Origin of the sequence: Noviherbaspirillum sp. L7-7A (assembly GCF_019052805.1) — a bacterium.
Classification (GTDB): Bacteria; Pseudomonadota; Gammaproteobacteria; order Burkholderiales; family Burkholderiaceae_D; genus Noviherbaspirillum_A.
Genome location: NZ_JAHQRJ010000002.1, coordinates 196,303 through 216,219 on the forward strand (window position 1 = coordinate 196,303; position 19,917 = coordinate 216,219).

The following is a 19,917-nucleotide window of genomic DNA, read 5'->3' on the forward strand; positions in this document are numbered from 1 at the left end:
AAATCGTGACATCGACCCTTATGCCATCTATCGAAACTTTTGGGCCAATATCGGCTATGCTCGGTTCATCATGCAAAAAAAGCCTCCTGTCGTCGCACTGATTCTTTATCCTGATTTCAGCCCGTTTCACTTTTCCGTGCCTTACCTGGTCTTCAGCGCCCAGCAGCCTGAAGGACCCCTATTTGATTTGCAAATCGTTTCATCGGGGGCGCGCACGCTCAACGCCGAGCGTGCCTTGACGGTGCATCCCGATGGCGGGCTGGAACTGGCAAAAACGGCGGACATTCTGATCATGCCTGGGTGGCACGATCTGAACGCTCGTCCAAGTGACGAACTTGTGGAGGTGCTGTCGCGTGCGCATGCGCGCGGCGCACACGTGGTGGGCCTGTGCTATGGCGCCTATCCACTGGCGTATGCAGGTCTGCTGGACGGCAAGCGCGCCTCGACGCACTGGATGGCTGAGCAGGATTTCTGCCGGCGCTTCCCGCGTATCAAGCTCGATATGAATGCGTTGTATGTCGACGAAGACAAGCTGATCACTTCGGCAGGTACTGGCGCAGGACTCGACTGCTGCCTGTACCTAGTGCGGGAATTTTATGGTGCCCCCGTGGCCAACAAGGTAGCTCGCACCATGGTCATACCACCGCACCGCGAAGGCGGCCAGGCCCAGTTCATCGAGCAGCCGGTAGCCGCATCCACGCAGGATGCGCAGCTCAACATCCTGCTCGATTATTTACGCAACAATCTAGACCAGCCACACAGCATCGACGCCTTGGCCAAGCGCATCGCCATGAGCCGACGGACCTTCACGCGGCACTTCATCAAGGCGACTGGCATGACGCTGGTTGATTGGCTAGTCAACGAACGCCTGCGCCGGACGCGCGACCTTCTGGAAACGACGTCGCTGTCGATCGATAGGATTGCAGATATGGCGGGGTTCCAGACGTCGACCTCGTTCCGCCAACATTTCAAAAAGCGGTTTCAGGTTAGTCCCAGAAGCTGGCGCAAGGCATTCGGTGCGATGAAATAGTCAGACGCGCAACCCGACGAGCTTGCGTTAGTTCAGCTATTGGTGGAAATGGTGCTGTATAGATTACTTCTTGACGCAAGAGGGCGAAGCGCCCGGCTTGCCGGTGGGGGGAGCTGGCCACGCGCATGGCCATCCATCAGACCGCCACCAGCAACCTGCTCGACGCGCTGGAAAAGAACGGCTATGTGCTGAAGTGCTGAAGTCGCGCGACGAGCGCGACCAGCGCGTCGTCAACCTGACGCTGACGCCCCGCCGCGCCAGGGCGCTTCGCAAGGCGCCGCAGCCGGCACGCGGCCTGCTGCCCGGGCGCTGGGGAGGGTTGGCGCCACCGACCGGGCCAGGCTCGATGCTGGCCTGCAGGCACTGCTCAATGTGATCGGGGGGTGCGGACCAGGAGGCTGGCGAAAAGCCGCTATCATTCACCCTTTAGGCGCGCAGGCGCCTCGGGCGGCGACTCCGGCTCCGGTTCGCGCGGACAGCGTGAAAACCGCAGCATGCTGCCTTGCCGGGCCGGCCGGTTGTTCTGGCGCAGATACCGGTTCTGCACGTCATAGGCCTGTTCCTCGCTCTGTAGCACTGCGGTGCAGGAGGTGAAGCCGGCGCTGCCGGTTTGCTTGAACTGCAGCACATGCACCATTTCATGAACGAGGAAGGAGGCATCCACCGGGTCGTCGAAGTCGAGCTTGTCATCGGCGACGATGCGGTAGCGCTGGGTGTCGAATGCCGCGACCAACCCGGCGCAGCGCACGGGCGCGCTGCTGCAGACGGTTTTGTTGAGTTCGGCCCGCGGCAGCAGCACTACCGGCGGCAGTTCGCTGACATGGATGCCGGGCAGCCCCGACAGGCTGATTGCCACGCTGAGTAGCTGGGTCAGGAGTTGCGAGGTGGGATCCATGGCTATTCCCGGCATGAGGGTATGGTCAATGCAATGTAGACCAGAAACGCGGTTTTCACACGCACCGCGCTCACGGCGTGATGGTCCAGTCAAGCCTGGCTGCTGCGACGCTGGCGCGGCATGCCGCGTTCCAGCCTGCCGGAAACATGGCGCGGACCTTGCATGGCTATCCTGCCGCCGAACCTTGGTACCGGCATTTCAAGAGGAAAATGTATGAAGGCACTTATCTTCGCCGTTGCACTGATCATCGCTTCGCATGCGCTGCTGCCGCCGGCCCATGCACAGGCCGGCGAGCCAGGCGAGGCCGACATCCTGGCCCTGGCCCAGCGTGATGTCGCCCGCGCCAACATGCCCATCGTCGAATACCACCGGCGCCTGGACAAGGGCGATGTGCCGCCGGACATGCTGGTGAAGCTGCATGCGGCGCTCAAGAAAGCCTGCCAGCCTGCAGCTGAACCGCAGGCATGGCAGTGCGAGGTGCAGATGGAAATGACCGTGCCCAATGGCGGCTTCCGGTCCAGCACGGTGCTGCTGCGCATCGCCAGGGATGGCGACGGCTGGGTGGCTAGCCGCTTGCGCTGAGAGCCGCCGGCGCGTGACCGAGCAGGGCCGGCAATTCGTCGAGCGCGTCGATGTAGCCGTTGCAGGGGGCCGCATCCGGCGCGGCGCCATTGTGATAGCCGTAGCGCACTAGGTACACCGGCATGCCGGCCCGGCCCGCCGCGGTGGCGTCGACGCCCGAGTCGCCCACCATCACGCACTGCACAGGCTGCGCGCCAAGGCGGCGACAGGCGGCCACCAACAGGGCAGGGTGCGGCTTGAGCGGCAGCGCGGGTTCGCCGCAGGCCACCGTGTCGAAGCAGGGCGACAGGCCCAGTGCATCGAGCAGCGGTTCGGCATAGGGACGCGGCTTGTTGGTCACGCAGGCCAGCGCATAGCCCAGCCCGCGCAGCATCGTCAGGCCCCGCAGCACGCCCGGATAGATCGTGCTGTGGCGACCGTTGCAGTCGAGGTAGTGGCGCTCGAACAGGGCAAGGGCGGTGGCCTCATCGGTCGGCCGCATGCCTGGTGCATGGCCCAGCACTTGGCGCACCAGATGCGCCACGCCCCAGCCGATGAAACCGCGAACGGTGTCAAGCGGCAGCGGCGGCCCATCAAGCTGCGCCTGCATCCGGTTGACCGCCGCGGCGATATCGGGCGCGCTGTCTATCATGGTGCCGTCCAGGTCGACCAGTACGGCCTGCGGCCGCTTTGTGATGGCCACCATCTCAGCCTCCCAGCAGTGCTTGCGCGCTGGCCGCGATGTCGGCCGGTGTCAGCCTGAAATAGCCGTAGAGATCGCCGGCCGGCGCTGACTCGCCGAAACGGTCGATGCCCATCGCTAGGCCCCTGTCGCCTACCGTTGCCTGCCACAGCCAGGTGACGCCGGCCTCGATGCTCAGCCGCGGCACGCCAGGCGGCAGCACCGCATCGCGCCGATCTGCCGATTGCGCATGGAAGAGTTCAACGCAAGGCATCGAGACCAGTCGCACCCGATAACCACGTTCACGCAGCAGCGCGGCAGCCTCGGCGGCTATGCCGACTTCCGAGCCGGTGGCAATGAGCACCAGTTGCGGCGCATCGCAGTCCTGCAGCACATAGCCGCCGCGGGCGATGCCGGCAAGCTGGGCGGCATTGCGGGCAAAGGGCTGCAGCGCCTGCCGAGACAGGGCCAGGCAGGTTGGGCCGTCATGACGTTCAATGGCGGCGCGCCAGGCGACAGCCGTCTCGGCGCCGTCGCATGGCCGCCAGACGCGATTGCCCGGAATCAGGCGCAGCGATGCCAGGTGCTCGACCGGCTGATGCGTCGGGCCGTCCTCGCCCAGACCGATCGAGTCATGGGTCAGCACATGGATCACCCGCTGTTTCATCAGCGCGGCCATCCGGATTGCATTACGGGAGTAATCCGAGAAAGTGAGGAAGGTGCCGCCGTAAGGGATGAAGCCGCGATACAGCACCATGCCGTTCATCATCGCCGCCATGCCGAACTCCCGCACGCCATAGCTCAGGTAATTGCCGGCGCCGTGGTCATTGACCCGCACCGATGCCTGCACATTGGTCAGGTTGGAGCCGGTGAGGTCGGCCGAGCCACCGAAGAGTTCGGGAAGCATCGGGCTGATGGCTTCCAGCACCAGCTGGGACGCCTTGCGGGTGGCGAGCTTGCCGGCGAGTTGCGCGTTGTCGGTCAACAGGGCGTCGAAGCAGGCATCCAGGCCAGCCGGCAGTTCACCGTCGATACGCCGTAGCAGTTCTGCCGCCAGCGCGCCGTGCTCCCCCTGGTAAGCAACAAAGCGGGCCTGCCATTGCTGTTCCAGCGCGGCGCCGCGAACCCGGCCATCCCAGGCGTCAGCCAGTTCCTGCGGGATCGTGAATGGCGGATGGGTCCAGCCGCCGAGGTCGCGCATGGCCTGGATTTCCTGCGGCCCGAGCGGGGCGCCATGGACGTCGTGGCCGCCGGCCTTGCCCGGCGCGCCATGGCCTATCGTGGTCTTGCAGCAGATCAGCGTTGGCGCGTCCCGCTGCGCCCTGGCCGCATGCAGCGCGGCATCAATGGCTGCCGCATCATGGCCGTTGACATCGGCGATCACGTGCCAGCCATAGGCGCGAAAGCGCTGCGGCGTGTCGTCGGTGAACCAGCCGGCCACGTCGCCGTCGATGGATATGCCGTTGTCGTCATACAGCGCGACCAGCTTGTTGAGTTTCAGCGTGCCGGCCAGCGAGCATGCTTCATGGCTAATGCCTTCCATCAGGCAGCCGTCGCCCAGGAACACATAGGTATGGTTGTCAATCAGGTCGAAGCCCGGCCGGTTGAACTGGACGGCCAGCATTTTCTCCGCCAGTGCCATGCCGACCGCATTGGCCAGACCTTGGCCGAGCGGCCCGGTGGTGGTCTCGACGCCGGGCGTGATGCCATGTTCCGGATGGCCGGGTGTCCTGGAATGCAGCTGGCGGAAGCGCCGGATCTCTTCCATCGGCAAGTCATAGCCGGACAGGTGCAGCAGCGCATACAGCAGCATCGAGGCATGGCCGTTGGACAGCACGAAGCGGTCGCGCCCCAGCCAGTGCGGATTGGCCGGGTTGTGCCGCAAATGGCGCCGCCACAGCACTTCGGCGATATCGGCCATGCCCAGCGGCGCGCCGGGATGGCCCGAGGCCGCCTGTTCGACCGCGTCGGCAGCCAGGAAGCGGATTGCGTCGGCCGCGTTCGCGGCCACTTTGTCGGGTGCGTTCATCGCGGTCTCCTAGAGTTGGCTCATTGCGCGCTTCTTGCGGTCCATCATCCGCCAGATAAAGGGCGTGAAGATCAGCTGCATCGCCAGTTCCATCTTCCCGCCCGGCACCACGATGGTGTTGGCCCGCGACATGAAGGAGTCCTTCACCATGTTGAGCAGGTACTGGAAGTCGATGCCCTTGGGATTGGCGAAGCGGATCACCACGAAGCTTTCGTCCGGCGCCGGTATGTCGCGCGCAATGAAGGGATTGGAGGTGTCCACGCACGGCACCCGCTGGAAGTTCACATGGGTATGGGCGAATTGCGGGCAGATGTAGTTCACATAGTCGGGCATGCGCCGCAGGATGGTGTCGGTTACGGCTTCGGTCGAGTAGCCGCGCTTGGACTTGTCGCGCCACAGCTTCTGTATCCATTCCAGGTTGATCACCGGCACCACGCCGATCAGCAGGTCCGGATGCTTGGCGATGTCGATGTCGCCATGCACCACCGCGCCGTGCAGGCCTTCGTAGAACAGCAGGTCGGTGCCGCGCTCGATGTCTTCCCAGGGCGTGAAGGTGCCGGGCTTCTGGTCATAGGGCGCGGCCTCCTCGGCATCGTGCAAGTATTTGCGGCGGCGGCCGGTGCCGCTTTCGCCGTAGCTGCGAAACAGGCCCTCGAGTTCGGCGAACAGGTTGGTATCCGGTCCGAAATGACTGAAGTTGCGGTCGCCGCTCTTTTCCGCCTCGATCTGTCTTTCCTTCATTTCCTGGCGGTTGTAGCGGTGGAAGCTGTCGCCCTCGATGATGGTGGCGCTGAGGTTCTCGCGCCGGAAGATGTTCTCGAAGGTGCGCGTCACCGAGGTAGTGCCGGCGCCGGAGGAGCCGGTGATGGCGATGATGGGATAGCGTTCTGACATGGTGCCTCCAGGTCGTCTCAGGCGGGGGTGCGGAACAGGCTGCGCTCGCAGAACAGCGGCTCGGGCAGGTCCATCGGCGGCGGCGCGTTGTGATAGCGCTCGATCAGTTCCACCTCGTGGCGCGAGCCGAAGATCAGGCCGATGCGCTGGTGGAGCGAGGACGGCGCCACATCCATCACCGGCTGGCGGCCGGTGCTGGCGCGGCCGCCAGCCTGCTCCATCACGAAGCCGATCGGATTGGCTTCATACAGCAGCCGCAGGCGGCCGGGCATGCGGCTGTCCTTGCTGTCGCGCGGATAGAGGAAGACGCCGCCGCGCATCAGGATGCGGTGCGCCTCGGCCACCATAGAAGCGATCCAGCGCATGTTGAAGTCGCGGCCGCGGCTGCCGGTGCGGCCGGCCATGCATTCATTCACATAACGCTTCACCGGCTCTTCCCAGAAGCGGCTGTTGGATGCGTTGATCGCGAATTCGCTGGTGTCGGCCGGCACGCTCAGGCGCGGATGGGTCAGCATGAATTCGCCAAGCTGCGGGCAGAGGGTGAAGCCGTTCACGCCATTGCCCACGGTCAGCACCAGCATCGTGGTCGGGCCGTAGATCGCATAGCCGGCCGCGACCTGCCGGGTGCCGGACTGCAGGAAGTCCTGCTCTGTCACGGGCTGTTCCGTTTCCGGCGCACGCAGCACCGAAAATATGCTCCCGACCGATACATTCACGTCGATGTTGGACGAGCCGTCTAGTGGGTCGAACAGCAGCAGGTAGCGGCCCCTGGGATAGCAGTCGGGTATCTGGTAGGGCGCATCCATTTCCTCCGAGGCCATGCCGGCCAGATAGCCGCCCCAGTTATTGCCTTCGATGAACAGGGTGTTGCTGATCAGGTCCAGCTTCTGCTGGGACTCGCCTTGCACATTTACCGCGCCGGCACCACCAAGCACGCCGCCCAGGGCACCGGCAGCGACCTTGCGGGCGATGCGCTTGCAGCACAGCGCAACATTGAGCAGCAGGCTGTTGAAGTCGCCGCTGGCGCCGGGGAAGCGGCGCCGTTCCTCGATCAGGAACTGGGTCAGGGTGATGCGCATGTCCGGGTTCATCGTCTGTCTCCTTTGGTCTTTTCTCGAATTCTTATCGCTCGAGCGCCTGCCGTCGCAGCCGGCGCAGGATGCCGCCATAACCGCCGTCCTCGTCCGGGGCGCCAAACACCGCGCTGCCGGCAACGAAGGTATCGGCGCCGGCCGCGGCAATGCGGCCGATGTTGTCGGCCTTGACGCCGCCATCGACCTGCAGCCAGATCGGTTGCCCGCCACCGGCCGCATGCTGGTCGATGCGCATGCGTGCCTCGGCCAGCTTGGCCAGGCTGGCCGGCAGGAAGGACTGGCCGCCGAAGCCGGGATTGACGCTCATGATCAGCACCAGGTCCAGCCGGTCCATCAGGTGGTCCAGCCAGAACAGCGGTGTTGCCGGATTGAATGCCAGCCCGGCGCGGCAGCCGCATTCACGAATCATGCCCAGCGTGCGGTCCACATGCCGGCTGGCTTCCGGATGGAAGGTGATGATGTCGGCGCCGGCGGCGGCGAACAGCGGAATCAGCGCATCCACCGGCTCCACCATCAGGTGCACGTCGAGCGGTATCGCCACATGCGGTCTGATGGCCTGGCATACCAGCGGGCCTATCGTCAGGTTGGGCACATAGTGGTTGTCCATCACATCGACATGTACCAGTTCGGCGCCGGCGCTCTCGATGGCCCGCACTTCCTCGCCTAGCCGCGCAAAGTCGGCCGACAGGATGGAAGGCGCAATCCGGATCCGGGCGCCCATGTCAGCAAGCCTCGAACAGGGTGCCTTCATGCCAGCGTGCTAGCGCCGGGAGGTCGACCCAGCGATGCTCCGCGCCGGGAATGCGCTGCGGCAGCGGATGTTCGGGGTCGCCCAGATGCGGCAGCAACAGCATGGCGTCGCTGAAGGAATGCAGCGCGGTGTAGGCCGTGGGTGTGACGATGGCCGGAATGCCGGCCGCGCTGGCGGCAGCCAGGCCGTTGGCGGAATCCTCGAAGGCGATGCAGGCATAGCCCGGCATGCCCAGTGCGCGCAGCGCGGCAAGATACACGTCCGGCGCGGGCTTCTTGCGCTGCGTGGTGCCGGCGTCGCAGACCGCGGCGAACAGGCGGCGCCAGTTGTGGCCCAGCGGCTCGCGCAGCAGCGCGTCTACATTGGCCGGCGTGGTAGTAGTGGCAATCGCCATCGGCAGGCCGGCCTGTGCCGCCTCGGTAATCAGCCGCTCCACGCCGGGCCGCAGCGGTAGCCGGCCGCCGCTGACCTGTTCTTCATAGAGGCGGGTCTTGAGGGCATGAATGCGTTCGACCATCTCGCCGCGGCGGGCCGCATGCAGCGGGTCCACCGTGCGCCAGTAGTGCGCGATGCGCTCCTTGCCGCCGGCCACGTCGAGCAGCCGGGTGTACAGCGCTTCCGACCAGTGCCAGTCCAGGCCGGCCTCGGCGAATGCGGCATTGAAGGCGGCGCGGTGCGCGCTTTCGGTGTCGGCCAGGGTGCCGTCCACGTCGAAGATCAGGGCTTGCAGCATGATGGCTCCAGGGCGCCGTGGCGCGGCTCGGGGTTGTTCGAAAACACCCGGCTGGCAAGCAGGTCGGGCGTGGTGATGGTGACCAGCGCATCGTCGTCGACGTCGCCGCCGGCGGCCAGCAGGCGCGATGCATGGCGCAGCCTGGCGCGGTCCAGCGCATTGCGCACGCTGCGCGCATTGGCGAAATGCGGCAGCGTCATGCGCCGTTCCAGGTACTGGCGGAACACATCCTTGGCCTGGTCATCGAAGCGGTATTGCATGTCCTTCAGCATTAGCTCCGCGATGCGCTCCAGCTCGCCGGCGCCGTAGTCCGGGAAGTCGATGTGGTGGGCAATGCGCGAGGACATGCCGGGGTTAGATTCGAAGAAGCGGTCCATCCTGTCCTTGTAGCCGGCCAGGATGACCACCAGGTCGTCGCGCTGGTTCTCCATGACCTGCAGCAGGATCTCGATCGCTTCCTGGCCATAGTCGCGCTCGTTTTCCGGGCGGTACAGGTAATAGGCCTCGTCGATGAACAGCACGCCGCCCATGGCCTTCTTCAGCACCTCGCGGGTCTTGGGCGCGGTGTGGCCGATGTACTGGCCCACCAGGTCGTCGCGCGTCACGGCCACCAGATGGCCGCGCCGCACATAGCCCAGCCGGTGCAGGATCTGCGCCATGCGCATGGCCACCGTGGTCTTCCCGGTGCCGGGATTGCCGCTGAAGCACATGTGCAGGCTGGGCGGGGAAGCCGACAGGCCGCGGTCCTGGCGCAGCCGGTCCACCAGCAGCAGGGCGGCGACGTCGCGGATGCGCGACTTCACCGGCGCCAGCCCCACCAGCTCGCGTTCCAGCTGGGCCAGCAGGTCGGCGATGCCGGAAGCAGCGAGTGCGGACTTCAGCGAGCCAGCGCCGGCGGCATCCGCCGGTGCTGGCTTGTGCTCTTCCACGGGCGTGTCGATCACGGTCATGATGCCTCCCTCGCCTATTGGTAACGCGCGCCTTCCGGCTGCGACTGGGTTGCATAGCTCTCAATGCTGTAGCGCATCGAGCGGCCATTGACTTCCTGCCGCACCAGCCGGAAGCCGGGCTCCTGCCGCGGCCGCTGCACGATGAAGGACAGCACCACGCTCTCCACCGTATGGGTGGAGTCGAAGGCGGTGACGCGGACGTAGTGGGACGGGTAGGTCTTGCGGCAGCTGTTCAATTCCAGCATGATGCCGGCCGCGTCGTGCAAGTCGAACATCGGGTTGCCGAACATTTCCCAGTAGACGTTGCGCGGATGCGGGTCGTCGGTGTATTCGATGCCGACCGCCCAGCCCCGTGACAGGCAATAGTCGAGCTGCTTGATGATCTGCTCGTCGGAAAGATCGGGCAGGAAGGAGAAGGTGCCTTGGGTGATGCGCATAATGTCCTCTTTCGGTAGGTTCCTGGCGTTATCCGGTGCGCCAATCAGGCGACCGATGCGGTGGGCACGAAGTCCGAGCTGTCGGTCGGCGTGTAGTTGAAGGTGATGTCGCCCCAGGTATCGAGCGCCGCCTTCAGCGGGCTGCACCACCTGGCGGCCTCGCGCAGGATGTCCGGCCCCTCGTTGCGAATGTCGCGGCCTTCATTGCGCGCCAGCACCATTGCTTCCAGCGCCACCCGGTTGGCGGTGGCGCCCGCCTGTATGCCCTGCGGATGGCCGATGGTGCCACCGCCGAACTGCAGCACCACGTCGTCGCCGAACAGGTCCACGAGTTGGTGCATCTGGCCGGCATGGATGCCACCCGAGGCCACTGGCATTACCTTGCGCAGCGCGGCCCAGTCCTGGTCGAAGTAGATGCCGCGCGGCAGGTCGACCGTGGTTTTCGCATCGCGGCAGACGTTGTAATAGCCCTGCACCGTCATTGGGTCGCCTTCCAGCTTGCCCACCGCGGTGCCGGCATGGATATGGTCGACCCCGACCAGGCGCATCCATTTGGCGATCACCCGGAACGACACGCCATGGTTCTTCTGGCGGGTGTAGGTGCCGTGGCCGGCGCGGTGCAGGTGCAGGATCATGTCGTTCTGGCGGCACCAGTGCGACATCGACTGGATCGCGGTATAGCCCACCACCAGGTCGATCATCACGATCACCGAGCCTAGTTCCTTGGCGAATTCGGCGCGCCGGTACATTTCTTCCATGGTGCCGGCGGTGATGTTGAGATAGCTGCCCTTGATCTCGCCGGTGGCCGCCGATGCCTTGTTGACGCCGTCCATCACGCACAGGAAGCGGTCGCGCCAGTGCATGAAAGGCTGCGAATTGATGTTCTCGTCATCCTTCATGAAGTCCAGGCCGCCCTTCAGGCCTTCATACACCACCCGGCCGTAGTTGCGGGCAGACAGGCCGAGCTTGGGCTTGGTGGTGGCGCCCAGCAGCGGCCGGCCGAACTTGTCCAATCGCTCGCGCTCGACCACGATGCCGGTCGGCGGGCCGGCGAAGGTCTTGATATAAGCCACCGGGAACTGCATGTCTTCGAGCCGCGCCGCCTTCAGCGGCTTGAAGCTGAACACGTTGCCGATGATGGAGGCGGCTACGTTGGTGATAGAGCCTTCCTCGAACAGCGACAAGTCGTAGGCGACATAGCAGAAGAACTGGCCGGGGTTGTTCGGCACGGGATCGACGCGGTAGGCCTTGGCGCGGTACATGTCGCAGGCGGTCAGCCGGTCGGTCCAGACCACGGTCCAGGTGGCGGTGGAGGATTCACCGGCCACCGCTGCCGCGGCCTCAATCGGGTCAACGCCATCCTGTGGCGTGATGCGAAACAGCGCCAGCACATCGGTTTGCTTGGGCTGGTAGTCGCTGTCCCAGTAACCCATCTGGGCATATTTCAGCACGCCCGCCGAGTAGCGCTTCTTCTGGTCCGTAATTTGCTGCAGTTCGTTTGCACCCATTGCCATCTCCTGTACGCGGCTTGCGCCTTTTGTGAATGTTTCGGGGCCGGGGCTTGCGGCAGCACAACCGTTGCGCCGATTCATACGCAGGCCCGTTGAAGCCAATGTACAAGGGGTATTCGATAAGGTCTAATCAACAATGATCGTCAAAGCATCAGGAAAAGCTGATACATCATGCGCCGCTATACCCTGAGACAACTCGACACCTTCATGGAAGTCGCACGCAGCGAATCGGTCTCGCGTGCCGCGGAGCGTCTTCATGTGACGCAGCCGGCGGTCTCGATGCAGCTGCGCCAGCTCGAGGAAAGCCTGGGCCTGCCGCTGCTGGAAGTCATCGGCCGCCGGGTGCAGCTGACCGATGCCGGTCGCGAGGTGGAGCGCTGCGCGGCGGCCGCCCTCGCGCGCCTGAAGGAACTGGATGATCTGGTGGCCGCCCAGCGCGGCCTGAAGCACGGCAAGGTCGACCTTGCCGTGGTCAGCACCACCAAGTACTTCATGCCCATGCTGCTGATGCGCTTTCGCAAGCAGTTTCCCGACATCGCCATCACGCTGCAGATCCATAACCGGGAAAGCATGATGAAGCTGCTGGCTCGCAATGAAATCGACCTGGTGATCATGGGGCGGGCACCGCAGGGGCTGGACTGCTGCTCCACCGAGTTCGCCACCAATCCGATGGCGGTGGTCTGCGCGCCCGACCATCCGCTGTCGCGGCGGCGAAGTGCTGCAATGTCAGTGCTGAATGGCCAGGACTTCGTGGTACGGGAGCAGGGCTCGGGCACCCGCAGCACAATGGAAGCGGTGTTTGCCGAACATGGCGTGACGCCACGCGTGCTGATGGAAATGCCCAGCAATGAAACGATCAAGCAGGCAGTGATGGCCGGCATGGGCATGGCCTTCCTGTCGTTGCGCACGGTGCGCCATGAGCTGGCCTCGGGCCACCTGGTCCTTGTCGACATTGCAGGTCTGCCGGTGATAAGACAATGGTATGTGACCCACTTGGGCGCGCGACGCTTGTCGCCGGCAGCCGAGGCGCTGAAGAATTTCCTGGTAGAGGAGGCGGCGCCGCTGGTCAGGGCCTGGGCATGACATCGGGCGCGCGGATGTTCATCGAATTCGCAAACCTGCAAAGCAAAGCTTTCCCTGCTTTTGTAGGGTGCAATACCTCGAAGGGGCATTGCACCAGGCCGCCATCAGGGATGATGCAAAATAATGCGGGCGTATCCGTAGTTGCGGTCAGGTGTCACTGCCCGTCAATCGCGCCATTCCGCCGACGCCTGCAACGCTTGTAGCGCCTGCTGCAACGCCCGCAGCGGGAAGTTCAAAAGCAGCCGCAACATCAACTGCAAAGTTACGGGCGACTGCCAGTGCCAGCAACGATCGCCCCACCCTACCTGCTATCCAACTCGCCGCACGGCTTCTTCCCATCCGACAGATCGATGTTAAGCCGCTCCAGCTTGCGGTAAAGCGTATTGCGGCCCACGCCCAGCTCCCTCGCCACGGTACTGATGTTCCAGCGCGCGCGCTTCAACACCTGCAGCAAGGCCTCGCGTTCGGCCGACTTCAGCGGATTGAGCTGGCACTCCTGCTGCTGCATGGCTTCCTGCAACGGTGCCGGCACCGCCTGGCGGGCGCGCAGGATCTCCTGCGGCAGGTCGGCCAGGGTCAGCAGGTCGGCACGGCGCAGTGCCACCATGGTGCGTAGCACGTTGCGCAGCTGACGCACATTGCCGGGCCAGCGATACTGGTCCAGGGCGTCCAGCAGGTCCGCCGTCATTGACAGCTCGCCGCAATCGGTCTGCTCGCTGCGCAGCAGATGCTCGATCAGCTGGCGCCGGTCGCCGCGCTCCCTTAGTGGCGGCATGGTCAGGGTCAGGCCCTGCAGCCGGTAGTACAGGTCTTCCCGGAATTCCCGGCGCTCTATCTTTTCAAGCAGGTCGCAATGGGTGGCGCTGATGAGCCGGATGTCGATGCGCACCGGCGTCTCGCTGCCCAGCGGCGCGACCTCGCGTTCTTCCAGCACCCGTAGCAGGCGCGCCTGCAAGGCGAATGGCATGTCGCCGATCTCGTCCAGGAACAGGGTGCCGCCGTTGGCCTGGAAGATCTTGCCGCGCTGGCCTTCCTTGCTGGCGCCAGTGAAGGCGCCCGACTTGTAGCCGAACAGCTCGCTCTCGATCAGCGACTCGGGTATCGATGCGCAGTTGATCGCGACGAAGGGCTGGCTGGCGCGCTGGCTGGACTGGTGCAGCGCCTTGGCGAACATTTCCTTGCCGGTGCCGGTCTCGCCATATAGCAGGATCGGCACATCGCGTTCCAGCACGCGGCTGGCGGCGTCGATATTGCGGGCCATTGACCCTTCGGGGCCATAGCGCAGGCGCTCAAGCGGCGTGCGGCAGACCTGTGTATCAAGGTCGCAGCCGCTGGAGGCCAGCCTGGCGCAGGACGTGACGCAATTCTTTGCCGTCGCTACGCCATAGGCATAGAAACGCCGGCCGAAGCGGGCGTCGAATACCGGCGCGACCGGCTTGGCAAGCTTGCTGGTCTCGCGGCTGAGCGAGTCGAACGAGACATTGAAGAACTCTTCCAGCGGATGGTGCAGCAGCTCGCAAGACTTCACGCCCAGTTGCAGCAGCGCATGCCGGGTGGCGGCCACGATATGGTCTTCCTCGTCCAGCGCCAGGATGCCGGCGTAGACGGTGCCAACGAATTCAGGCCGGCTGTGGAAGTGCATGAAGCGCCGGCCTTCGAAGGACTTCAGGAAGATCCGGTTCTCGATGGTGTGCACCGACATGTTGACCAGGTCCAGCACATGCTTGGGCGCCAGGTGGGTCTCGCCCGAGGCGTCCAGCACCGCCAGCACCTCGCCGGTGGTATCGAAGATGGGCGCGGCGGCGCAGGTCAGGCCGGTGTTGCGAAACAGGAAGTGATCATACTGCTGCACCATGGTCGGCCGTTTCTCCAGCAGCGCGGTGCCCATGCCGTTGGTGCCCTGGTAACGTTCCGACCAGACCGCGCCGGGCATCATGCCGGTCTTGGAGGCGGCATGAGTGAAGCCGAGATCGCCGAAGTAGTTCATCAGCACGCCGTCGGCGTCGGTCAGCATGATGGCGTAGCCCGAGCCGGCGATCTGCTGGAACAGGTTGGTCATCTCCGCCTTGGCGGCGCTGAGCACATGGGACAGCCGATGCTGTCGTTCCTGCAGCTCGACCTTTTCCACGATGTAGGGTTCAGCCACGATGGTGGGATCGAGCTGGTAATCCCGCATGCAGCGCATCCAGGAATCGGTAATGTGGTTGGGCACTGCGACGGGCGCGCTCGAAACGCGTTCAACGGCCGCTTGAATGCGGCTGCGATGATGCTCTTGCGTCAACATGTCTTGTCTCCATGAGCTGTCCTTGTGGACGCCCTGTTTTTTTTCGCCCCCCTGACCTTGTCCGCGCTCTATGGCTCGGTTTTTGCTGATGGTGCCGATCAAGGCCCCTACAACGGCGTTTGATACAGGCTGTAAGGCTGTGCTGAGCTTAGATGAACTGGCGTCTTTGTGTAAACACCTAATTTGCTTTTTTGAACTGTTCAATAAACAAGACACGAAGGCGGCAGATGTCCCGGATTCAGCTCAATCGCAGTCATGTCGGCCCAGCCTTGCAGTCGAGTTTATGCCCAGTTTAAGTCCGTTTCCGGCTGGCTGTTTTTTTTCAAATCAATCATCGAGGAGTTTTACATGGATGTACGAGCCGCAGTAGCCCACAAGGCGGGTGCACCGCTGACGATCGAAACAGTGCAGCTGGACGGACCGCGCGCAGGCGAAGTGCTGGTGGAGATCAAGGCCACCGGCATCTGCCATACCGATCTGTTCACACTGTCGGGCGATGATCCCGAAGGCATCTTCCCGGCCATCCTCGGCCATGAAGGCGCCGGCATCGTGGTCGAGGTTGGCGAAGGCGTCAAGAGCCTGAAGCCGGGCGACCATGTGATTCCGCTCTACACGCCGGAATGCCGGCAATGCGAATACTGCCTGTCGCAGAAGACCAACCTGTGCCAGGCCATTCGCAGCACCCAGGGCCGCGGCGTGATGCCGGATGGCACCAGCCGCTTCAAGCTGGGCGGCAAGGAAGTGTTCCATTACATGGGCACTTCCACCTTTGCCAATTACACGGTGGTGCCGGAAATCGCGCTGGCCAAGATCCGCGAGGATGCGCCCTTCGAGAAGGTGTGCTACATCGGCTGCGGCGTGACAACCGGCATCGGCGCGGTGATCTATACCGCCAAGGTGGAGCCAGGCTCGACGGTGGTGGTGTTCGGCCTGGGCGGCATCGGCCTGAACGTGATCCAGGGCGCGAAGATGGTCGGCGCCAACATGATCATCGGGGTCGACATCAACCCGGCGCGGGAAGAACTGGCGCGCAAGTTCGGCATGACCCACTTCGTCAATCCCAAGGAAGTGCAGGGCGATATCGTGCCCTACCTGGTGGACCTGACCCGGGGCGGCGCCGACTACACCTTCGAATGCATCGGCAATGTGAACCTGATGCGCCAGGCGCTGGAATGCTGCCACAAGGGCTGGGGCAAGAGCACCATCATCGGCGTGGCCGGCGCTGGCCAGGAAATTGCCACCAGGCCGTTCCAGCTCGTCACCGGCCGGGTCTGGCAGGGTTCGGCCTTCGGCGGCGCGCGCGGTCGCACCGATGTGCCCAAGATCGTTGACTGGTACATGGAGGGCAAGATCAATATCGACGACCTGATTACCCATGTGATGCCGCTGGAGAAAATCAACGATGCCTTCGACCTGATGCATGAAGGCAAGTCGATCCGCTCGGTAGTCACTTTCTGATACGGCTTGCGAGCGGCAATCCGGACGCGCGCGGCCGGAGCTCCTGAAAGGCTGGCAGGGCTGTGCCGCGGCCCGGCGCCGGCGCCGGTTCATCAACAATGAGGAGACCAATATGAGCAGTGAAGTGAAAATCCATCCAGCGGTCGACAACGGCATTCAGCCGACATCGCCCTCGTTTTCCGGCGGCAGGCTGGTGTGCCATTGCGCGCAGGACAAGGTGGAGGTCGAGATCGGCAGCCAGACCGCGCACAACCATGTCTGCGGCTGTACCAAGTGCTGGAAACCGGAAGGCGTGCTGTTCTCGCAGGTAGCGGTGGTGTCGCGCGACCAGGTCAAGGTAGTGGCCCACGAAGAGAAGCTGCAGGTGGTCGACCCCAGCGCCACCATCCAGCGCTATGCCTGCAAGGAATGCGGCGTGCACATGTTCGGTCGCATCGAGAACAAGGCGCATCCGTTCTATGGCCTGGACTTCGTGCATACCGAGCTGTCGCCGGACAAGGGCTGGGCAGCGCCCGAGTTCGCCGCCTTCGTGTCGTCCATTATCGAGTCCGGCGCCGATCCGGCCAACATGGGCGCGGTCAGGGCCCGGTTGAAGGAACTGGGCCTGGAGCCGTATGACGCGCTGTCGCCGCCATTGATGGATGCGATCGCCACGCATATCGCCAAGGCTTCGGGTAAGCTCGCGGCCTGAGCCATGCCGGCCGGGCTGCCGCGGCGGCCCGGCCCTTTTGGATTTCAGTATTCCTCGTCCACAACCAGATTCAATCAGCCCGGTTACCACCAAGTTGCATCAACCAGCGCGAGAAACAGAGACCCTTTATGAGCATCAAGACGATTTCGGAAAACAAAAGCTTCGAAGGCATGCAAACCGTGTTCAGCCATGACTCGGCCGTGACCAAGTGCCCCATGCGCGTGGCGATCTACCTGCCGCCGCAGGCGCGCCAGGCGAGGGTGCCGGTGCTGTTCTGGCTTTCCGGGCTGACCTGCACCGAAGAGAACTTCACGGTGAAGGCAGGCGCGCAGCGGGTGGCGGCGGAGCTGGGCATGGCCATCGTGGCGCCCGACACCAGCCCGCGCGGCGTGCGCTTTCCGGGTGACGATGCCAGCTATGACTTTGGCTTGGGCGCGGGCTTCTATGTCGACGCCACCGAGGCGCCATGGTCGGCCAACTACCGCATGTATTCCTATGTCGCGCAGGAACTGCCCGACATGGTGGGCGTACACTTTCCGCTTGACCTGTCGCGCGCCGGCATTGCCGGCCATTCCATGGGCGGCCATGGCGCGCTAACCATCGGAATCAAGCATCCGGAGCGCTTCCGCTCGATTTCCGCCTTCGCGCCGATCTCCTCGCCGATGCGCTGCCCCTGGGGCGAAAAGGCCCTGACCGGCTACCTCGGTGCTGATCGCGCCGCATGGTCCGACTACGATGCCACCGCGCTGGTGCAGAGCCGGGGCTGGAAGGGCGGCCCCATCCTGGTGGACCAGGGCAGCAGCGACCAGTTCCTGGCTTCACAGCTCAAGCCCGAGCTGCTCAGCACCGCCTGCGAGGAGGCCGACGTGCCGTTGCATCTGCGCATGCAGCCGGGTTATGACCACAGCTATTACTTCATCAGCACTTTCATCGAGGACCATCTGCGGCACCATGCCGGGCAACTGGCTTGACCGGCGCGACACGCCCTGCTTTGACAGCAGGAACTTCGGCCCTCAACCCGTATCGAATTTTCATCTTTTATCAGGAGCGCATCATGAAGCCAACCTTATCGCGTATCGGCCTGGCGCTTGCATGCGCTGCGGCTTTTGGAATCAGCGCCAGCGTGCAGGCCCAGAACAGCACGGGCGGCAGCGCATCGACTTCCTCGGAGTCGGGCAAGGAATCCAAGTCCAAGGCCAATGCGACCAGCAATGCCGACCGCTCGGTGACCAATGGCGCCGACCGGCCTTCCACCTCCGGTTCCGGCTCGGTCGGTACCGCCACCTCCGGCGCACCGGGCTTGGGCGCCATGCCCGGCAGCACTGGCGCCAGCGGCACGGGTAGCACTGGTAGCAGCGGCGCCACATCGTCCGGCACTTCGGGCAATGCGCCCAAGACCGGCACCTCGGGTGGACCGGGCGTATCCGGGTCGCCGGAAACCGGTGTTCCGGGCACCGGCGCCGGCAGCAGCAAATAGACCCCCGCAGGGGGTACGGCTTGCCGCGGCGCCTCAGCAGACGCCGGGGATGAAGCGGTAAGGCACCTGCGCCATGTAGAGGCGGTAGTCCGCATGCCTGGACAGGTGCCGTTCCTCGCAGAAGGCGCGCAGCAGATAGAGGGCGCTCCAGCCGGCCATGCAGAACAGCGTCCAGAAGAACTGTCTGGGCGAGGTGTGCAGAAGGCTGGCCAGCAGTGGCAGCGCGCCGGTCCACCAGGCCAGGTTCTTGAACAGATAGGCCGGATGCCTGATGCGCCGGTAAAACCCGCTGCGCACCACGCCGCGATGCATTAGGTTGCAGCTCTTGAAGCCCAGCGACACGCTGGCGGATGCATAGCAGGCGAACAGCGCCAGCAGCAGGCCATTAAGCGCCAGATGCGTGGCCTGCGAGAACGCCGGATAGGCCGGCGCCAGTTCCACCACCTGCCACGGCAGCAGGGCCACCATGGCGACATTGAAGGGCGGGTAGCAGACCAGGCAAGCCACCCAGCCGCGCAGGCTGGGATCGACGCTGACCACTTCATTGCCGAGGCAGCGCGCCTGCACCAGATAGCCCACCACGAAGGGAAAGAAGTCCACCAGGAAGATCAGGTTCAGGATGAAGTAATGCAGGTGGCTGTTGTACAGCGCGAACCATTCATGGTCGCTGCCTTGGCGGAACAGGCCCACGAGGTCGAGCAGCTGGTCATTGCTGTAGGCCAGATAGGCAAGCAGGCCGTGGATGCAGAAGGGCATGAAGATCCACTTCAGCAGCAGGCACAGCATGGCCTGCCGTTCGGCCTCCGAGGCGCAAGTAGTCGGGTTGCCATCGCCCCGGGCCTTCCAGCGCCGGTGCAAGCAGATCGTCATGGTGGCCGCATTGCTCCAGCGCCCCGGTCGCCATGCGTAATAGGGCAGCAGCGCGACGGCATACACCGCGGCGCAGGACCACAGCGCCAGCTTCAGATCGATGGTCACCGGCGATACATGGCCGCCCAGCATGGGCCGCCAGCTCAGGCGGTACAGCCAGAGGTAATAGGGACTGAGGGATGTGTAGAAGATAAGGCCGGCCAAAATGACCGCGACGCTGGCCGCATAGCTGCCAAGGATGCGCCTGGTCTCCGATGCCAACTCATGCGCTGGCAGCTGCGGGCCGGACTGTTGCGCCGGCGCGGCAGTCAGCAGTTCAGGCCGCGTGTCCATTGCCGACTGCCCGCCAACGTTGCCAGATCTGGCATGTCACCCCCGTCTCGGCAGGATGCCGGGATGGCGCCTGCTGCAGACTAGGGTAACGGCCGGCACCGGCCTGTCAAGCGCAGCGGTAAGGAGAGCCGAGGTGGAGCAATGCGCGGCGCGA

20 protein-coding genes are annotated in these 19,917 nt (G+C 64.2%); 8 read left to right on the top strand and 12 right to left on the bottom strand.

Annotated features, from left to right (window positions below; genetic code table 11):
* Positions 1 to 70: 70 nt before the first annotated feature.
* Complete coding sequence (locus tag KTQ42_RS19150; RefSeq protein WP_217347217.1) at positions 71 to 1,030, top strand: helix-turn-helix domain-containing protein; 960 nt, start codon at positions 71 to 73, stop codon at positions 1,028 to 1,030.
* Between the two features lie 193 nt (positions 1,031 to 1,223).
* Complete coding sequence (locus tag KTQ42_RS19160) at positions 1,224 to 1,406, top strand: hypothetical protein (RefSeq protein ID WP_217347218.1); 183 nt, start codon at positions 1,224 to 1,226, stop codon at positions 1,404 to 1,406.
* Positions 1,407 to 1,445: 39 nt separating this feature from the next.
* Here the strand turns inward: KTQ42_RS19160 and KTQ42_RS19165 are convergent, their stop codons facing one another.
* Entirely contained in the window at positions 1,446 to 1,925 is a 480-nt protein-coding gene (locus tag KTQ42_RS19165) for a hypothetical protein (RefSeq protein ID WP_217347219.1), read from the bottom strand.
* Between the two features lie 213 nt (positions 1,926 to 2,138).
* On the opposite strand from KTQ42_RS19165, the gene KTQ42_RS19170 reads away from it, so the two are divergent.
* The gene (locus tag KTQ42_RS19170; protein WP_217347220.1) at positions 2,139 to 2,507 is read left to right on the top strand and encodes a hypothetical protein; all 369 of its coding nucleotides are present in this window, start codon (positions 2,139 to 2,141) and stop codon (positions 2,505 to 2,507) included.
* Here the strand turns inward: KTQ42_RS19170 and gph are convergent.
* From gph to KTQ42_RS19215, 9 genes are read right to left on the bottom strand one after another with little or no spacing between them, the layout of a single operon-like run.
* Entirely contained in the window at positions 2,491 to 3,192 is a 702-nt protein-coding gene (gph, locus tag KTQ42_RS19175) for a phosphoglycolate phosphatase (protein WP_217347221.1), read from the bottom strand. The two genes, KTQ42_RS19170 and gph, sit on opposite strands and share 17 nt — an antisense overlap.
* 1 nt (position 3,193) lies before the next feature.
* Positions 3,194 to 5,197: a transketolase gene (gene tkt, locus KTQ42_RS19180; RefSeq protein ID WP_217347222.1), complete on the bottom strand. Its 2,004-nt coding sequence runs from the start codon at positions 5,195 to 5,197 to the stop codon at positions 3,194 to 3,196.
* A gap of 9 nt (positions 5,198 to 5,206) precedes the next feature.
* Positions 5,207 to 6,091: a phosphoribulokinase gene (locus KTQ42_RS19185; protein ID WP_217347223.1), complete on the bottom strand. Its 885-nt coding sequence runs from the start codon at positions 6,089 to 6,091 to the stop codon at positions 5,207 to 5,209.
* A 17-nt stretch (positions 6,092 to 6,108) separates the two neighbouring features.
* Entirely contained in the window at positions 6,109 to 7,182 is a 1,074-nt protein-coding gene (locus tag KTQ42_RS19190; protein WP_217347224.1) for a class 1 fructose-bisphosphatase, read from the bottom strand.
* A gap of 31 nt (positions 7,183 to 7,213) precedes the next feature.
* Positions 7,214 to 7,906, bottom strand: coding sequence for a ribulose-phosphate 3-epimerase (gene rpe / locus KTQ42_RS19195; protein ID WP_249222998.1), 693 nt, complete (start codon positions 7,904 to 7,906; stop codon positions 7,214 to 7,216).
* 1 nt (position 7,907) lies between these two features.
* Entirely contained in the window at positions 7,908 to 8,666 is a 759-nt protein-coding gene (locus tag KTQ42_RS19200; RefSeq protein ID WP_217347642.1) for an HAD-IA family hydrolase, read from the bottom strand.
* On the bottom strand, positions 8,654 to 9,619 hold the full coding sequence (gene cbbX, locus KTQ42_RS19205; RefSeq protein ID WP_217347226.1) for a CbbX protein: 966 nt from the start codon (positions 9,617 to 9,619) through the stop codon (positions 8,654 to 8,656). The genes KTQ42_RS19200 and cbbX overlap by 13 nt, the downstream gene beginning before the upstream one ends.
* Positions 9,620 to 9,633: 14 nt before the next feature.
* Entirely contained in the window at positions 9,634 to 10,056 is a 423-nt protein-coding gene (locus tag KTQ42_RS19210) for a ribulose bisphosphate carboxylase small subunit (protein WP_217347227.1), read from the bottom strand.
* Between the two features lie 44 nt (positions 10,057 to 10,100).
* On the bottom strand, positions 10,101 to 11,564 hold the full coding sequence (locus tag KTQ42_RS19215) for a form I ribulose bisphosphate carboxylase large subunit (RefSeq protein WP_217347228.1): 1,464 nt from the start codon (positions 11,562 to 11,564) through the stop codon (positions 10,101 to 10,103).
* Positions 11,565 to 11,738: 174 nt separating this feature from the next.
* Here KTQ42_RS19215 and KTQ42_RS19220 point away from each other — a divergent pair, with 174 nt between their 5' ends.
* The gene (locus KTQ42_RS19220; RefSeq protein ID WP_217347229.1) at positions 11,739 to 12,650 is read left to right on the top strand and encodes a LysR family transcriptional regulator; all 912 of its coding nucleotides are present in this window, start codon (positions 11,739 to 11,741) and stop codon (positions 12,648 to 12,650) included.
* Between the two features lie 301 nt (positions 12,651 to 12,951).
* On the opposite strand, the gene KTQ42_RS19225 is transcribed toward KTQ42_RS19220, so the two are convergent.
* A complete protein-coding gene (locus tag KTQ42_RS19225) occupies positions 12,952 to 14,934 on the bottom strand; it encodes a sigma-54-dependent Fis family transcriptional regulator (RefSeq protein ID WP_217347230.1) in 1,983 nt (660 codons plus the stop codon).
* Positions 14,935 to 15,282: 348 nt separating this feature from the next.
* Between KTQ42_RS19225 and KTQ42_RS19230 the strand changes: the two genes are divergently transcribed.
* From KTQ42_RS19230 to KTQ42_RS19245, 4 genes are all read left to right on the top strand, one after another.
* Positions 15,283 to 16,392 (top strand): S-(hydroxymethyl)glutathione dehydrogenase/class III alcohol dehydrogenase, encoded by a 1,110-nt coding sequence (locus KTQ42_RS19230; RefSeq protein WP_217347231.1) that lies wholly within the window; start codon positions 15,283 to 15,285, stop codon positions 16,390 to 16,392.
* A 112-nt stretch (positions 16,393 to 16,504) separates the two neighbouring features.
* Positions 16,505 to 17,083 (top strand): S-(hydroxymethyl)glutathione synthase, encoded by a 579-nt coding sequence (gene gfa, locus KTQ42_RS19235; protein ID WP_217347232.1) that lies wholly within the window; start codon positions 16,505 to 16,507, stop codon positions 17,081 to 17,083.
* A gap of 128 nt (positions 17,084 to 17,211) precedes the next feature.
* A complete protein-coding gene (fghA, locus tag KTQ42_RS19240) occupies positions 17,212 to 18,054 on the top strand; it encodes an S-formylglutathione hydrolase (RefSeq protein WP_249222999.1) in 843 nt (280 codons plus the stop codon).
* 83 nt (positions 18,055 to 18,137) lie between these two features.
* Positions 18,138 to 18,560 (top strand): hypothetical protein, encoded by a 423-nt coding sequence (locus KTQ42_RS19245; protein WP_217347233.1) that lies wholly within the window; start codon positions 18,138 to 18,140, stop codon positions 18,558 to 18,560.
* A 33-nt stretch (positions 18,561 to 18,593) separates the two neighbouring features.
* Here the strand turns inward: KTQ42_RS19245 and KTQ42_RS19250 are convergent, their stop codons facing one another.
* Complete coding sequence (locus KTQ42_RS19250; RefSeq protein ID WP_217347234.1) at positions 18,594 to 19,763, bottom strand: DUF1295 domain-containing protein; 1,170 nt, start codon at positions 19,761 to 19,763, stop codon at positions 18,594 to 18,596.
* Between the last annotated feature and the right edge of the window lie 154 nt (positions 19,764 to 19,917).

What these genes read in the sequence shown, in the direction of transcription:
- KTQ42_RS19185 (WP_217347223.1), bottom strand. Translation starts at nt 6,091, where the DNA reads ATGTCAGAACGCTATCCCATCATCGCCATCACCGGCTCCTCCGGCGCC.
- KTQ42_RS19210 (WP_217347227.1), bottom strand. Translation starts at nt 10,056, where the DNA reads ATGCGCATCACCCAAGGCACCTTCTCCTTCCTGCCCGATCTTTCCGAC.
- KTQ42_RS19215 (WP_217347228.1), bottom strand. Translation starts at nt 11,564, where the DNA reads ATGGGTGCAAACGAACTGCAGCAAATTACGGACCAGAAGAAGCGCTAC.
- KTQ42_RS19245 (WP_217347233.1), top strand. Translation starts at nt 18,138, where the DNA reads ATGAAGCCAACCTTATCGCGTATCGGCCTGGCGCTTGCATGCGCTGCG.
- gph (WP_217347221.1), bottom strand. Translation starts at nt 3,192, where the DNA reads ATGGTGGCCATCACAAAGCGGCCGCAGGCCGTACTGGTCGACCTGGAC.
- rpe (WP_249222998.1), bottom strand. Translation starts at nt 7,906, where the DNA reads ATGGGCGCCCGGATCCGGATTGCGCCTTCCATCCTGTCGGCCGACTTT.
- gfa (WP_217347232.1), top strand. Translation starts at nt 16,505, where the DNA reads ATGAGCAGTGAAGTGAAAATCCATCCAGCGGTCGACAACGGCATTCAG.
- KTQ42_RS19230 (WP_217347231.1), top strand. Translation starts at nt 15,283, where the DNA reads ATGGATGTACGAGCCGCAGTAGCCCACAAGGCGGGTGCACCGCTGACG.
- cbbX (WP_217347226.1), bottom strand. Translation starts at nt 9,619, where the DNA reads ATGACCGTGATCGACACGCCCGTGGAAGAGCACAAGCCAGCACCGGCG.
- KTQ42_RS19170 (WP_217347220.1), top strand. Translation starts at nt 2,139, where the DNA reads ATGAAGGCACTTATCTTCGCCGTTGCACTGATCATCGCTTCGCATGCG.
- tkt (WP_217347222.1), bottom strand. Translation starts at nt 5,197, where the DNA reads ATGAACGCACCCGACAAAGTGGCCGCGAACGCGGCCGACGCAATCCGC.
- KTQ42_RS19250 (WP_217347234.1), bottom strand. Translation starts at nt 19,763, where the DNA reads ATGGACACGCGGCCTGAACTGCTGACTGCCGCGCCGGCGCAACAGTCC.
- KTQ42_RS19165 (WP_217347219.1), bottom strand. Translation starts at nt 1,925, where the DNA reads ATGGATCCCACCTCGCAACTCCTGACCCAGCTACTCAGCGTGGCAATC.
- KTQ42_RS19150 (WP_217347217.1), top strand. Translation starts at nt 71, where the DNA reads ATGCAAAAAAAGCCTCCTGTCGTCGCACTGATTCTTTATCCTGATTTC.
- fghA (WP_249222999.1), top strand. Translation starts at nt 17,212, where the DNA reads ATGAGCATCAAGACGATTTCGGAAAACAAAAGCTTCGAAGGCATGCAA.
- KTQ42_RS19190 (WP_217347224.1), bottom strand. Translation starts at nt 7,182, where the DNA reads ATGAACCCGGACATGCGCATCACCCTGACCCAGTTCCTGATCGAGGAA.
- KTQ42_RS19220 (WP_217347229.1), top strand. Translation starts at nt 11,739, where the DNA reads ATGCGCCGCTATACCCTGAGACAACTCGACACCTTCATGGAAGTCGCA.
- KTQ42_RS19225 (WP_217347230.1), bottom strand. Translation starts at nt 14,934, where the DNA reads ATGTTGACGCAAGAGCATCATCGCAGCCGCATTCAAGCGGCCGTTGAA.